Source organism: Psychromonas aquimarina ATCC BAA-1526 (assembly GCF_000428725.1).
Taxonomy (GTDB): domain Bacteria; phylum Pseudomonadota; class Gammaproteobacteria; order Enterobacterales; family Psychromonadaceae; genus Psychromonas; species Psychromonas aquimarina.
In genome coordinates, this window is the sequence record NZ_KE386792.1 from 117182 (window position 1) to 132376 (window position 15195).

Annotated in this window: 12 protein-coding genes; 4 read left to right on the forward strand and 8 right to left on the reverse strand. The window is 44.3% G+C overall.

The genetic code is table 11. The features are described from left to right. Genes bcsA through G337_RS27115 form a run of 3 tightly spaced genes read right to left on the reverse strand, consistent with a single transcriptional unit; the run spans nucleotide 1 to nucleotide 3596 of the window. Nucleotides 1-2622, reverse strand: coding sequence for a UDP-forming cellulose synthase catalytic subunit (gene bcsA, locus G337_RS0122120; protein WP_037028432.1), 2622 nt, complete (start codon nucleotides 2620-2622; stop codon nucleotides 1-3). Continuing rightward, the gene (gene bcsQ, locus G337_RS0122125) at nucleotides 2612-3406 is read right to left on the reverse strand and encodes a cellulose biosynthesis protein BcsQ (protein WP_028865783.1); all 795 of its coding nucleotides are present in this window, start codon (nucleotides 3404-3406) and stop codon (nucleotides 2612-2614) included. The genes bcsA and bcsQ overlap by 11 nt, the downstream gene beginning before the upstream one ends. Next, nucleotides 3384-3596, reverse strand: coding sequence for a hypothetical protein (locus G337_RS27115; RefSeq protein WP_037028435.1), 213 nt, complete (start codon nucleotides 3594-3596; stop codon nucleotides 3384-3386). The genes bcsQ and G337_RS27115 overlap by 23 nt, the downstream gene beginning before the upstream one ends. Nucleotides 3597-4027: 431 nt before the next feature. On the opposite strand from G337_RS27115, the gene bcsE reads away from it, so the two are divergent. The 3 genes from bcsE to bcsG are packed head-to-tail and all read left to right on the forward strand — an operon-like array spanning nucleotide 4028 to nucleotide 7392. Next, complete coding sequence (bcsE, locus tag G337_RS0122135) at nucleotides 4028-5593, forward strand: cellulose biosynthesis protein BcsE (RefSeq protein WP_028865784.1); 1566 nt, start codon at nucleotides 4028-4030, stop codon at nucleotides 5591-5593. Between the two features lie 2 nt (nucleotides 5594-5595). Next, nucleotides 5596-5751 (forward strand): hypothetical protein, encoded by a 156-nt coding sequence (locus tag G337_RS28990; RefSeq protein WP_169719652.1) that lies wholly within the window; start codon nucleotides 5596-5598, stop codon nucleotides 5749-5751. A 21-nt stretch (nucleotides 5752-5772) separates the two neighbouring features. Then, a complete protein-coding gene (bcsG, locus tag G337_RS0122145) occupies nucleotides 5773-7392 on the forward strand; it encodes a cellulose biosynthesis protein BcsG (protein WP_028865785.1) in 1620 nt (539 codons plus the stop codon). Between the two features lie 112 nt (nucleotides 7393-7504). On the opposite strand, the gene G337_RS0122150 is transcribed toward bcsG, so the two are convergent. After that, on the reverse strand, nucleotides 7505-8191 hold the full coding sequence (locus tag G337_RS0122150; protein ID WP_028865786.1) for a TVP38/TMEM64 family protein: 687 nt from the start codon (nucleotides 8189-8191) through the stop codon (nucleotides 7505-7507). Between the two features lie 132 nt (nucleotides 8192-8323). Between G337_RS0122150 and G337_RS0122155 the strand changes: the two genes are divergently transcribed. Beyond that, complete coding sequence (locus G337_RS0122155) at nucleotides 8324-9064, forward strand: glycerophosphoryl diester phosphodiesterase (protein ID WP_028865787.1); 741 nt, start codon at nucleotides 8324-8326, stop codon at nucleotides 9062-9064. 191 nt (nucleotides 9065-9255) lie between these two features. Here the strand turns inward: G337_RS0122155 and G337_RS0122160 are convergent, their stop codons facing one another. From G337_RS0122160 to ydiJ, 4 genes are all read right to left on the reverse strand, one after another. Further along, entirely contained in the window at nucleotides 9256-9951 is a 696-nt protein-coding gene (locus G337_RS0122160; RefSeq protein ID WP_028865788.1) for a hypothetical protein, read from the reverse strand. A gap of 498 nt (nucleotides 9952-10449) precedes the next feature. Then, complete coding sequence (locus G337_RS0122165) at nucleotides 10450-11286, reverse strand: CvfB family protein (RefSeq protein WP_028865789.1); 837 nt, start codon at nucleotides 11284-11286, stop codon at nucleotides 10450-10452. A gap of 39 nt (nucleotides 11287-11325) precedes the next feature. Then, nucleotides 11326-11754: a hotdog fold thioesterase gene (locus tag G337_RS0122170; protein WP_028865790.1), complete on the reverse strand. Its 429-nt coding sequence runs from the start codon at nucleotides 11752-11754 to the stop codon at nucleotides 11326-11328. Then, on the reverse strand, nucleotides 11755-14799 hold the full coding sequence (gene ydiJ / locus G337_RS0122175; protein WP_028865791.1) for a D-2-hydroxyglutarate dehydrogenase YdiJ: 3045 nt from the start codon (nucleotides 14797-14799) through the stop codon (nucleotides 11755-11757). It abuts the gene before it with no gap. Nucleotides 14800-15195 lie beyond the last annotated feature (396 nt).

Consider the following 15195-nt stretch of genomic DNA (forward strand, 5'->3'; position numbering starts at 1 on the left):
TTAAGTTCTTTTCTGAATATATTGAGGCCTGAATGAGTAAATAAATCCGCACAAAATTTGTAATACCTTCACAAGAGAAATTACAATCTGAGGACTATATCTGAGCAGTCTTTTATAACCATTAAAACCAACCTGCAGCACAGCACGCATACTGGCTAAAGGCTTATCTGTGTGATAATTCTGCTGCCACCTCACCCATGTATCGGCTCTTGCAAAAGTACACTGCACATACGCTATATGCTGCGCGGTTGTTAACTCTGCCAGCTGCAGGCCGAGCGTCCCCTGGCTGGAATAAGACACCTGCATTGGAAAAACAAACTCCTGCTCTGCCCGGTTCAGTATTATTTCTAAGCGCTGCTTGTTAAAGAATTCCAGCTGCATCTCACTAAAACCAAGCACCTCGACGCGCACGCCGCCGAGAGAGAAATCCTTCATACTTGCCTGAAGCAGGTGACCCGAATTTAATCTCAATGTCACAGGAATAGAAACGTCAACGCGGTGATCTTTACGCACCTGTTTCGCTTCCATTGCAACAGCAACAGCGGCCCCCAGGATAAGCAGATTATAAAGTGTCCAGATTATGTTGATCAGAACGGTTCCTATTTCATCATTCGGCCCCCAGCCTAGACGGTAGAAACCAAAACCCAGGCCGATAATATTCAGCATTACCAGCACCAGATAAGGCTTAGATATCAGCCAGTCATAGTGAGACTTTTCTACAAGTCCGCCTTTTGCTGTTACGTTGAAGGTACCTTTGTTCGGAGCGAACAATGCAATTGTTGTGGGACGGGCGATATACCATGCCAGTACGGTTTCATACACTTCACCCCAGAACGAATAACGGTAATCGCCCTGCATTCTTGAGTTAGTTATACTGGCATGAATCATATGCGGTAATACATACAAGATAATCGCCAGTGCGGGAGCGTAAATGATATAGGAATGCAGCAGTAGAAACGCCAATGGTGCGATCAAAAAAACAATGCGTGGAATACCCGATAAGAAATGCAGCATAGCATTGGCATAGCATAAACGCTGCGGCCACTTCAAACCTTTACCTGTCAGCGGGTTATCTACTCTGAATATCTGCGCCATGCCCCGCGCCCAGCGGATTCTCTGACCAACATGTGCCGATAACGTTTCAGTCGCTAAGCCGGCAGAAATCGGCTGCTTCAAATAAGCAGAGCGATAACCGAGGCGGTGCATACGCAGGGATGTGTGTGCATCTTCGGTTACTGTCTCAACCGCGATTCCGCCGACTTCTTCTAAAGGCTCTCGTCGTAATATCGCACATGATCCGCAGAAAAATGTACTGTCCCATAAGTCGTTGCCGTCTTGAATCAAACCATAAAACAAATTACCTTCATTCGGCACGTTGCGGAAATTCGACAGGTTACGCTCAAACGGATCCGGAGAGAAAAAATGGTGCGGCGTCTGTATTAACGCCAGCTTCGGATCTTTCAGAAACATCCCCATGGTCAGCTGAAAAAATACACGCGTCGGGATATGATCACAGTCAAAAACAGCAACGTACTCGCTGCTGGTTTGTGCCAGCGCGTAATTGATATTACCGGCTTTCGCATGTTCATTAGTCGGCCGGCGAATGTAGTGCACACCGACCTCTTCAGCAAAATCACGAAAACTATCGCGTTTACCGTCGTCTAAAATGTAGATGTTGATTTTATCCTGAGGCCAGTCAACCCCGAGTGCGGCATAAACGGTTGCCCTGACAACATCCAGACCTTCATTATAGGTTGGAATCATAACGTCAATGCTCGGCCAAAGCTCTTTGCTCTCCGGCATCTTGGACGGCTTACGATTCAGCGGCCAGATATTCTGGAAATAACCTAAAATCAGCACCAGCCATGAATAAGTCTCGGCCAGCAGCAGCACGCTGCCAAGGAACAAAGCAACCGGATCATCCCAGTTCAAGGTAGAAGAAAAACGCCACCATAAATAGCGGCATGATACTGTCACTGATAAAATAATCAGCAGCATAGTCGGGAACCGTCCAGGCATGCGGCGAAACATCATCGCTAACAGCCAAAGTAAACAAATAAATACCGCCTGCGCGACAAGACCAAAAGGAACGGTAAAACAAAGCACAGCAAGCAGTAGAACCACAAAGAACAAGCCGTAATTGTTCCACTTACTCTTGCGGGCCTTTTCAGCCGCTTCGTTTAGGTCTGTAGACTTGTTTTTATCGGCTTTTGTCTCTAACCATTTAACCAGCTGCGCGAACTTATTAAAGGGCAGGCTGAATAAATTATTAACAAAGCGAAGCGCCTTTAATAGATACAACGTCACGTAACGATGAAAACGGCGTGAGCCATACTGCCTGAATACAGTCAGCCAGACGGTCTGGATCACAAAGCGAACGGGGTCAAACAGCCGAGGTCGACAGAATGTAATCTGCGGGTAATAAAGCAGAGGTAATTTCCAGGACGGAACACCTGCGATGCTTGGTTTCAAGAATACAAAAGCAGCAGTGAACCAGCACGTCAGAATAAACTCGCCGAGCCAGGAGCTAGTTTGACCCGCTGCAGTTTCATATTCACTCAGTGGTTTTTTAAACCCTTCAACAATCCAGGGTTTAAAAATCAGGCTTAGGCTATTCAACATTTGAGTTTTCAATTTCTGATGCTAAATGCGATACACACCAGAATGCCAGAGACTGATAATCTTTGGCAGCCTGGCTATGAGGTGCAAATTGAGCAACGGTTGTCATATTGGCGGCACTTTCGACTACTGCCGTGTCTTTATGTAAAACAGTCGACACAGCAAGATGCTGCAGCTCTTTCTGCATAATAAGTAAGAAATCCCGCCCGACACTGGTTTCCGGCTGAAACTGATTAATTAATACCTTGAGTTTATTATTATTCAGTAAACATTTAGCCAGTTCATTGTGCTGCAGAAAATGTTTCAATAAACTATAGTTCAGTGGTTCCGGGTTCGTTACAACAAACAGCAGTTCACACTGCTCTGCAAAATCGGCAATAATATGATTATGAAGCTCCTGCGGTGATAAATGGATCAGCTGCCACTCTTCAGCGTGCTCAGATATTGAAACTTTGGAAAATTCCATCAGCATAGTTCGAAGCAGTCGTTCTTTGTCTGCCTGATAAGAGGAGATTTCAGCACAATGCAGCTGTCCAAAAGGAACAAAAGTGACACCTGACGGGCTTTCAAAACCCGCGTCTTGCCAGCTTAGTTCATTAAGCATGCTCTTCGCCCAGCCGTCTTCAGCTTCATAGGGTAAACCAAGGTGAAGTTTAAGCAGGTTAGAGCTTTCGCAGTCAAGAGCGGCCACACTCTTGTTGAGCTGTACTAATGAATGCGCCAGGTTAGCAGTAACCGTAGTAGAGCCGGCACCGCCCTTTAAACTAATTAGCAGTATTCGCTTCATGTGACGCCGTCTTATCTTTTTGTGAGTGCCGATGCGGTTTTATATTGGATAATTCTCCAGTCGAATTAAGGACGCGCCATTTACTCTTGAGTTTAAGATAGGCTTCCTCTTCATTCATCTCAACATAATCACATTTTTCAACATCAAATGACGCATAAATTGCATCAACATCCTGCAAAGGTTTAGACATTTTTCACACACCTACGCAGTGAACCTTAAACGTTACAGCATGACACTCTTCGTTTAAAACTCACATCCAAAAAAACACTTATATATAAAGATGTTATGGACTTCCGTGACCAGTATTTCCCACTTATAAAAACTCATGGTAAAAGTAAGTACTCTCACCTTGAGCTGTCTATACACCCGGCAGCGCCGCCGCCTGATGAGTGCTGTGTTCCATTTTTCAGCTGCCTGCTGACTGAGACATCGAATTACATAGTAAAGCAGTAAAAGATTAAGAAATTCTTCCTTAATCTAAGATTTCGGCATTCTATATCTATTTCAATTGCTGAGCAAATTGTTTAGTATTGGCGGCATATTTTGCGCTGCAAAACCTTACCGGGTTGCTGTACTGCATTAACAATAAGTTATAACTCATCAGGGTTAAAGGTACGTCAAATGTCCGCTATACAAGGCTTAACACCGCTAACACAAAATATTGATATCAGCAGAATCTATGTAACTTTATTTGCATCGAAACAGCTTGCTGTCGATTATTTTTCCAGCTTGAGTGTAACCGCCGACAATATCACGCTTGCATCAATTACAGACAAGATAAATTTTTATTCCGGTTTAAAGAATAACAGCCGGAATAATCTTACAAATAAGAGCAATATTAACAGCGCGTATTTCTTATCTAAGAAAACCACCAGGAAATCGATATCACTGTTAAAGATGATTGACGATCTGGCTTTATTAAAATTAAAGCCGAACACCACCTTTACGTTATTTATTCCAGATACAGCATTATCAAACAGCGGCGAAGAAACTGTTATTCGATTCTTGTCAAAGGCCGCCGAAATGGCTAAAGAAAAAACGATTACTATCGTAATGCTTATATACGGCCCGTTAACATCCCCGATCATTAAACCTATGCTCCTGACTAACAACCAGGATATTTCAGGAGTTGCATCCTTAAGGCAGTCTGGAGAAAACAGCTACAGCTATTACATTGACTTCTGGTCCAATAGTAACGGCGTAAAATCGGAAACGGAATTCACTGTTTGCCTCAATAAAAAGAGCCAGTTTGAAGTGCAGGCGGACACCTCTGCTTCAGCGCAAGCCGTTGTTATTGATAAAGCAGACAATGATCGCATTTTCATGAGCGAAACCGTATTAGACAATAAAACGGCAGCCGCCAAACACGTAATCACTGCAGCCGACAATAGTGCTTTGATCGCACAGCTCACTCAACCTCGCGCTTCTACCATTATACTCAGCTGTGAAACGCAAGATGAAGTCCGCCGGCTGGCCGTACAGTGTTATCAACTGCGCCGACAAGCGGGTAATCAGTTAAAAATCATCATACGCGAAAGAAAACAGTGTTTAAGATACACTGATGAACGTTTTTTACTCCAGGCCGGCGTCAACCTGATCGTTCCTTATAATGTTTCCTACGCCCGCTTTGTAGGCCTGGTTGATGCCGTTCAAGGACAGGTATTAATGCGCCCCCTGCCGGACTCACTAGAAGAGCTGCAGCAGCATGATCATAGTTACGGAATGAAAGGCTATTTACCAAACCAGGAATTCGCAGGTTACTGTAAACACGTGATAAGCAGATCGGCGCAGACACGTATCCAGTTTGCTCTGGTTAAACTCGCCCTGCTGCCGGGTATGACAGCCGGCGAATGTTTACGTCTGTGTCACATTAGACGGGACGGTGACGTAATTACAGCATGTGAAGACTCCATTTATGTTTTGTTTACAGCAGTACGCCATAATGATGTGGAAACGGCACTCAATAATATCTTTGAATTCTCAGCAGGGGATCTTTTCCGCAGCTTTACTGCCTTTGATAACCTGCATGATATAGAAACCGAGCTGCTGACGGTTGTTGAAAAGAGTATTGAAGTCTCTAATGAAGTCGAAGGTATTACAACTCAACATACTATTTTTTCTTCACAACCAGCCCCCGCTGCAGAGGCCCCTCTGTTTGCCGTACGTAAAAAAATTCAAGTTAGGTAAATATGAATATTAACGACTTCTTATTAACTGTTTCGATCAGCCTGACAGCCGGCATTGCTGTCGGATATCTGGCCAGAGACTTCTTCGCGATGCTGAAAAGACTGCATGCGAAATACATTAAACGTTCACAATACTTTGAAGACGACAAATCACTCTAAATCCCAAAAAGAAAATTAACTATGACAAGACCTGTTTCAACTCCTTTTCAAAGCCGGCTCTCAGGACTCGGCTGGTGGAATACCTACTTTATCGTCAAGATCGCGCTGTATCTTCAAGGCGTAATCGACTTTCATGCGCTAGAGAACTTAGCCTTTGTACTGCTGCTTCTGCTGCCGGTTAGCCCTCGCCCGCTTATTATAGCCAGAAACATTATCGCGCTGCCGATCGCCGCATGGCTGCTTCATTACGACTCCTTCTTTCCTCCACTGGAGCGTCTGTGGGCACAAGCCGGGCAGTTGATGCAGTTTGAAACAAGCTACCTGCTTGAGTTAGCCGGGCGCTTTGTTTCGTTTAATACGTTAATTGCATTATTTGTGGTTATGGCGGGCTATTACATCCTGAGCAAATACCTGCGCGTCTCTGTATTCGTGAGCGGCACTTTACTGTACCTGGCCATTCCACAAGGCGGCCTTCAACCCGCACCAGCCGTGGCTCAAGAACAAGCGGATATTACCCGGAGACCTGTAGAGACAACAGCAGTTAGCGAAATTAACGATGAGGTGCTGAATCAGTATCAGAGTGACTTTTTCAGCAGTGAGGCCGAACGAAGCGTTACTTTTTCTCCGGCATCTGCACAAGATGCCCCGTTTGATCTGCTGTTTTTAAGCATCTGTTCTCTCGCATGGGATGATATTAAAATTACTGAACTGCAGGATCACCCGCTCTTCAAAGAGTTCGACATTATGTTTGACAACTTCAGTACAGCAACATCCTACAGCGGCCCTGCCGTTATTCGCCTGCTGCGTGCAAACTGCGGGCAGGAGGAGCATACGCGGCTGTTTGATGAAGCGCCGAATAAACAGTGCTACCTGTTCGAAAATTTGAAAAGTCTCGGCTTCGAAGAACAGCTGCTTATGAACCACGACGGCGTGTTCGACAGCTTCTTAGAACTGATAAAACGTGACGGCAGGTTAACTGCTGATTTAATGCCGCAGGACAATCTAAAACCGTACCAGAAAGCCTTTGACGGTGCTGAAATATACCGCGATAAAGATGTACTCGATAAGTGGTGGCAGGAACGAGTTACCTATGGCAGTGAGAAAGTAGTCGCACTCTACAACACGACTTCTCTGCATGACGGTAACCGGCTGCTTAACGCAAAATCTGCCAGCAGCCTGATCAGCTATAAACGTCGACTGCAGAACCTGCTCGACGATTTATACAGTTTCTTTAAGCAGCTGGAGCAGTCAAAGCGTAATATTGTGGTTGCACTGGTGCCGGAGCATGGCGCAGGAATGCGCGGAGATCGGATGCAGATTTCAGGTATGCGTGAAATACCCGCACCGACAATTGTGCATACACCCGTTGCCGTAAAAATATTTGGCGAAGGCATAAAACGTAGCGGTGAAACGACACATATCAAACAACCATCGAGTTACCTTGCACTCTCTCAAGTTGTCGAAAACATTCTTGAACAGGATGTTTACCAGACTAAAAAGCTTGATGTGAAGATGCTGACCAGCAACTTGCCGGAAACACCACCCGTTGCGCAAAACTCCGGCTCAACTGTTATGAAAGTGAACGGGAAATATTATATATCACTCGATGGAAACAGCTGGACTGAGTACCCCGTTAGGTAAGCAGCCGCTCACTAAAACAGCCGGCCCAAACTGCAGGAAGCAGTTTGGGCTTTTTTACAATTCCAGTCTCAGCAATGCGGCAATACCATTGCGCATAAACATCTGCTCAGTATTAAGGAGATATTCTTATCGCCTTAGAAGCAATTTTTCCTAATCCTGCAATTGAGATAATAACCAGCAGTAAAATAAACCACTGCTGCCAGCCGGAAAAAGGATTTTCTAATAAACCTGCTAACTGATTAGACTGAATACCCACATAAATCACCAATATCGTACGCGGCAGCATACCGATGGCAGCTCCGATAAAAAACAGTTTAAGCCGCGCACCGGCCATGGCTAATAAAATATTGCTCACAGCAAAAGGTAGAATAGGGCTTAATTTACTGAGCATTACTATCCCCAGTTCCTGCTCTTTTAATGAGTTAATAATCTGCATCGCCTGCGGGTGCCCCTGCAGACTAGACATAAACCTGCCTGAATCAAGCAGCCGGGCGGCAAAATAGCACAGCACTGAAGCGAGAAGATAAGCGGGAACAATAAAAACTAAAGCCTGCCAGCCGAGAAAATAACCGCTGCTCAAGGCGATCAGAGTTGTCGGAGTTAAAGCAAAGGCCATGGTAAAAACACAGGCAGAAAACAGCAGCAGCCACTGCTGCGTATCAAAACTTCTTAACAGCGGTTCATACTGCAGAGCCAGATAAGTCATAGCGCCGCTGAACAGTAAAGGCAGTGTAGTCAGGAAGACAGCAAATCCCAAAGAAGTACCGTTAGCTCGTAAAATTTTAAAAAAAGTACTCATAAATCAGCCGAATAAATATTTAAAACAACAGCCCGAAAAACGAACTGTCACTGTTAATATCGATCTTATCACAGATCACAGCCCCCTCTTGTGTATCATTTCACTATCAAGCTTTCCATTAGAAGGTAAATAATGCACAAAACAATAATTGCTCACCGGGGAATGTCGTCACTTGCACCGGAAAATACCTTAGCGGCTTTCTCTTTATGTAAAGAGCACGGCGTGAAATGGTTCGAATGCGATGTAGATATTCTCCAGGACGGTACTCTGGTTATTTCCCATGATGACACCCTGGACCGTTGTACGGATAAAAGCGGACGATTATGTGATATTACCCGTAATGACCTGGAAAGTATCGATGCGGGAAGCTGGTTTGGTGATGCTTTCACGGGGGAAAGAATACCAACACTGCAGCAGCTGATCTGCTTAGCAAATGACCAGCAGCTCAACCTCAATATTGAAATAAAATCATTGCCTGCCGGTGCAGAATTAAGTCAGCTTTTAATCAGTAATCTAATCTCAGAGCTGCAGGCACTTAATTCAGCAAGAGAGTTGATTGTTTCCAGCTTCAATCATCAGGTTCTTGCTGAGTTTAAACGACGCAGCCCGAACACAAGCGTCGCCTGTTTATTTGAAAGCCATACTTTGGGCCATGACTGGCAGACAATTATTGAATACTGCCGGGCCGATTATATTCATCCGCAAAACGAAGGATTAACAAAGGAAATGGTCAGGGAATTTAAAGACTCCGGTATTAAGGTGAACGTCTGGACGGTTAATGATTTAGCCAGGGCGAATGAACTGTTTAACTGGGGAGTTGACGGAATATGCACAGATATCGCCCAGCAGTTTCCATCGAAATACAGAATGTAAAAAGGTCATATTATGAGTTTAGTAAAAAAGTGGGCTTCACCTGCAAAAACAGTGTTACGCCTTTTTTTCTGTTGTGATGTCCGGGCAGATTATTTATTACGCATTTGAAGTGAAATTGAGCAGTGATTTATATTTTGTAGTTCGCTTTGGGCACAAAATGTTTTGTGCCCAAAGAGACTTAGTATTTATCTCTATTGGTGCTCATTCAGAGACTGATACTTTCTTGACGTATTCACATTTTCAATCGATGTTTTCTTAAATATAACGGCAAAAAAAGCAAGCATTAATATAACGACTGCTGGAGGTTCAGGTACTTGCAGAAGGAATTCTGAACTTTGAGCATCTCCTGTGTGTGATGGAGAAAATTCTAATGCATAGATGTAACCTTCAGACAACATTCCCGTTGTTTTTCCTGCACGCAGCCAGTCAAACTCACAACCAGGCGATAAACATTCATGGAAATGACTTCCGTCTGGATAACGCATAAAGCGTGTGTTAATCATATCGACAGATGCTTCAAGCGTGTACTTAACGGGAGCCCCCTGTACTCTAAATGTAAAGTGAGACTCTCCCCAGGCATGAGTATTTTCGGGGATTGTCGTCATTGTGGACTTGATAGTGACACCATAGTCTTTAATTCGCCATGTCATTTGATTATATAAATCATAATTAAATGCCTGCAGCTGCGCGGCGCCTCTATCGACACCAGTTTGAAAGTCAAAGCCGCGGTCAAACCCCGTGCTGGGATCGGAGTTTCCCGAGTAACCAATGCCTCCATCAACTCTACTAGATAAAAAAATGATCGAAGCAGAAGAAGAAGTTGTCAACAAGATCAGTAAAATCAATGCCATACATGGAGTCTTAATGAAAATGTTTTTTATGTTCATATGTAACCTCCTTATAAGTGAGGTAATAAAGGCTGCCTGTTCATAAATTTCGTTTATATCAGCCTTAGGTTACCAATTGACAAAAAAAAATAGCAATACTACTGATTACAATAACAGCAACAATTATGCCGCACTGCAAACCCCTTGCTTTTAAAGAGGTTATGGTTTTTGTGGATTCGTTGTTATTTTAAGTGTAAAAAATTACGACGCTTTTATTTTAAAGTTTTCAAAACAGCATTAGAGCACTATTGAATACTGCCGGGCGGGTTATATTCATCCGCAAAACGAAGTATTAACAAGGGAAATGGTCAGGAAGTTCAAAGAGACCGGTATTAAAGTAAACGTCTGGACGGTTAATGATTTTACCGGGCAAATGAACTGTTTAACTGGGGAGTTGACGGAATATGTACAGATATCGCTCAGCAGAATACAAACGATAAGCGAGTATTTCTTATAAAAAAAAGCTGTTCATTTTCATGAACAGCCTTTTTTATATAGTTACTCTTCTCTTAAACGAATACCTGCATCTTCAATATCAATAATACCTTTGCGGTATAACTGACCAATCGCTTTTTTGAAGTTACCCTTACTCATTTTCAGAATTTTCGCAATCTTATCCGGCGAGCTTTTATCTGAAAGCTGCAGGTAACCCTGATGCTGATTAAGCGACTGCATAACACGATCTGCCATGCCGTCAATTTTACTGTAACCCACTTCAGTCATGCTTAAATCGATTTTACCGTCTTCACGGACACGGCGGATGTAACCTTTACATTTTTTGCCGATGCCCATTTCACCAAACACTTCACTGGTAAACAATACCCCCCAGTGTTTGTTATTAACGATCGCTTTAAAACCAAGATCAGTACGGTCAGCAATCAGCAGATCAACCTTTTCACCGGCACGGTAATTCGCAGGTTCACGGTCTAAGAAACGATCCAGTTTTGAAGAAGCAACTAAGCGCTCGCTGATATCGTCCTGATAAACATAAACAACGTAACCGTAACCCTGTTTCATCGGTATTTTCTGCTGGTTAAACGGCACCAGCAGATCTTTTGGCAGCCCCCAGTCTAAAAATGCGCCGGCGCGGTTGGTATCGATCACTTTCAGTGAAGCAAATTTGCCTGCTTCTGCTTTGGCTTTTTGTGTTGTTGCAATCAGTCTGTCTTCTGAATCAAAGTACAGAAATACCGTTATAGTGTCTCCGATCTTCATATCATCTGTAACATAACGGCGAGGCAGCAGTATTTCGCCTTCTTCAAGACCGTCAAGGTACATGCCGAAGTCAACTTGTTTGATGATAGTCAGCTCATTATAAGCACCAATTTTAATCATATTTGTTTCTCTTTATTTTTCATCTGTTTGGCTTTTATATCAGCCTTTTGGTCGATTAATAACGGCGACAGTCAGTCTTGAAGTACAGACCAGCTGCTGCCGTTCATTTTTAATTTCTATCTGCCAGATCTGGGTACTGTAACCAATATGAACAGCCGTAGCGGTGCCGGTTACCAGACCTTTTTTCATGCTGCGGATATGGTTGGCATTCACTTCCAGACCAACACAGACTCTCTCCTGCGGCACGGCTAAATTAGCAGCCACACTGCCGAGCGTTTCCGCCAGAACAACCGATGCACCGCCGTGCAGCAGACCATGAGGCTGATGCGTGCGCGCATCAACCGGCATCGTTGCCTGAATAAAATCATCACCTATCTGTGTATATTCAATGCCTAGAAGAGAGATTATCGTATTCTCACTGGTGGCATTGATACGCGCCAGATCTGTATTTTTTTTCCACACTGTCATTTATAAAATCTCTAACAGGGCCTGCACTGGATGTTTCAGTGTCTGCCCTTCTATGCGTTTAACCTGACTGCGGCAGGAATAACCCGTTGCTAGACAAGCTGCACGTTCACGTTTTGCTATCTCTGCTTCCCAGCTTAGACTGTAAATCGCTTTTGAGTCAGCCAGTTTTCCAGCATCATGACCGAAAGTCCCCGCCATGCCGCAGCAGCCGACCGCCACATCACTCAGCTGACCGCCGAAGTGGGTAAAGATTTTCGCCCAGTCACCGCTGGAGGTCGGCTCAGCGGTTTTTTCCGTACAGTGACCGAACAGGAAGAACTGTTTATCTTTGCTGGCCTTGGCCTTACCTTTCAGGCGTGGTAATAACCACTCCTGAAACTGCTGTACATTAAACTCGCCGCGCTGCTCACCTAGGGCATGTTTATATTCGTCTCGGTAACAAAGTACCATCGCCGGATCCGCGCCTAACATAGGAATATTAAGCTCGGCCATCTTATTTAAGAACTCTGCCGTGTTCTTCGTTGTTTTAGCAAACTTATCTAAGAAACCTTTAATATGCTGCGCTTTACCGTTCGGTTTAAAGGGTAAAATCACCGGCTTATAACCAAGTTTTTTAACAGTTAATACCAGATCACGTACCACATCGGCATCGTAATAAGTGGTAAAGGGATCCTGCACAATCAGCACATAGGATTCACGCTCAATCATAGGCAGCGCCTGCAGTTTAGCTAAATCAAACTCGGTGATATCCTGTTTGTGCAGCGAGGCTTTTAAGGTCGGGCTGGAAAGCAGCGGAATATCCACCATACCGACATATTTTTCAGTGAGTGACGCAGTTAATTTCATCTTCATAAAGAAGTTAAAGAAATCCGGCATTCTGCCCATCAGCGGCGCGTACTGCTCCACATAAGCCACAAAATAATCTTTAAGCGGACGCAGATAACGGCCGTGATAAAGGTGCATAAAACGTGCGCGGAAAGTCGGTACATCAACCTGAATAGGACACTGACTGGTACAGGCTTTACACGCCAGACAGCCCTGCATCGCTTCCATCACTTCATGGGAGAAATCATATTCCCCCCTGCGTTTAGCTAATGTATTAGTGAACTTTTTAAACACACTAGCGTTTTTACCGGCAAAAAGATCACTCTCCAGCTGCAGCACATCAATATCGTTATTGGCTAACTGACGCAGCCATTCACGCATTAAACCAGCGCGTCCTTTCGGCGAATGCACGCGGTCACTGCTTAATTTAACCGACGGACACATAGGTGACGTCGTATCATAGTTAAAACATAAACCGTTACCGTTACAGTCTAAGGCTTCACTAAAACTTTCACGCACTTTAACCGGAATCTGGCGATCATAGAAACCGCGTTTCACAGCATCCACACTGACCAGCTGGTCACTGGATTCAATAGGCGTACAGATTTTACCCGGGTTAACACGGTTGTTCGGATCAAAGGCGCCTTTGATTTTACGAAGCTCAGTAAACAGCTCTTCACCAAAAAACTCCGGGCCGTATTCACTGCGGAAACCTTTACCGTGTTCGCCCCACATCAGACCTTTATACTTAGCAGTTAATGCCACCACTTTGTCTGAAATACGGCGCATCATTTTTTCCTGCTCCGGATCGCACATATCCAGTGCCGGACGCACATGTAAAACACCGGCATCAACGTGACCGAACATACCGTAATGCAGGTAATGATCATCTAATAACTGACGGAATTCTGTAATATAAGCGGCTAAGTTTTCCGGCGGCACACAGGTATCTTCAGCAAACGCAACCGGTTTAGCAGAGCCTGCTGTATTACCTAATAAACCCACCGCTTTTTTGCGCATGCCGTAAATACGGTTGATATCAGCAAGATCATCACAAATCTGATAAGCAATCACACCGGCTTTTTTATCAGCAATCAGAGCATCTAACTGGGCGGCTAAAGCTTCTACTTTAGCGGCCTGAATCTCAGCATCTTCTTCAACAAACTCAACGATATTTAAACCGTCAACCACTCTGCCGGGAACATCAGTAATCAGACTGCTGACGCTGTGCCAGACAATATCCTGTTTAGCCAGATTAAGTACTTTTGAGTCAATGGTTTCCACTGATAATGCATTTGCCTGAACCAGGAAAGGTGCATTCTGCAGAGCAGACTGGAAGCTGTCGTACTTAACATTAAACAGGGTACGGTAAGTTGGAATTTTCTGAATATGCAGTTTAGCTTCAGTGATAAATGCCAGTGAGCCTTCCGCGCCGCAAAGAATACGAGTTAAATCCACGGTACCAGTCTGTGCATCATAAACATGTTTTAAGTCGTAACCGGTTAAGAAACGGTTCAGTTTTGGAAAACCCTTTTCAATCTGCTCCTGTTTACTGTCACAGGTTTCAATCACCTGACGGTAAATAGCGCCGACAGTGTCCTGACGTTCAACCTGTTCAATTAAATCCACCGCCGTTAACGGCTGGCTGTCTAACACGGAGCCGTCGACTAAAACCGACTGCAGCGCTAAAACATGGTCACTGGTTTTACCGTAAACTAAAGAGCCCTGCCCCGAGGCATCACAGCTGATCATGCCGCCGATAGTGGCGCGGTTACTGGTTGACAGTTCCGGCGAAAAAAACAATCCGTAGGGACGCAGGTATTCATTTAACTGATCCTTAACCACACCAGTCTGTACACGCACCCAGCCTTCAGCTTCATTAAGCTCAAGAATATTGTTCATAAAACGCGACAGATCCAGAACAATATCGTTAGTTAAGGACTGACCATTAGTGCCCGTACCGCCGCCGCGCGGCGAGAAACGAATAGCGCGGAACTCTTCAAGCTGCGCCAGTTTACAAATAGTAACAATGTCCTGAGTCGATTTAGGAAAAATCACCGCCTGCGGTAAACACTGGTAAACGCTGTTGTCGGTAGCAACAGCCAGACGGTCGGCATAACTTTTTGCTATTTCACCTGAATAATCACTTTCATTTAACGCTTTGAGAAATGCGAAGGTATCTTGTTTGATATTCTCTTGGTGGCTTAAAATTGGGATCATGTTTAAAACGCCCTAGTCCATTATTGAATTTGTAAGTTTCGACATAAAAATAGTTGTGGATAATATCACAAATATTGAGCGGTTTGGCGAGAAAAATTAACCATGATTCAGCAAGGTAAATAATAAAAGCAGGCTTTTACTTGTGAACCTTTGCTGTAACATTTATCACTGCAGTTTCGCCTTGTCGGCGACTTTACTTTTCTCTCAACAGCAAGAGAAAAGTAAGCAAAAGAGTGCTGCCTGTACAAGTCAAGTACATCCATGTGCATGCCAGACCTAGTGAAATCATCCAGGATTTCACTTGCTAAAGCAGCTGTTCATCACAAGAAAATGGACGGGGAATCCGTAGCCGTATTGGTTAGGCTGTATAAGCAAAAGGCAAGACACGACCCGAAT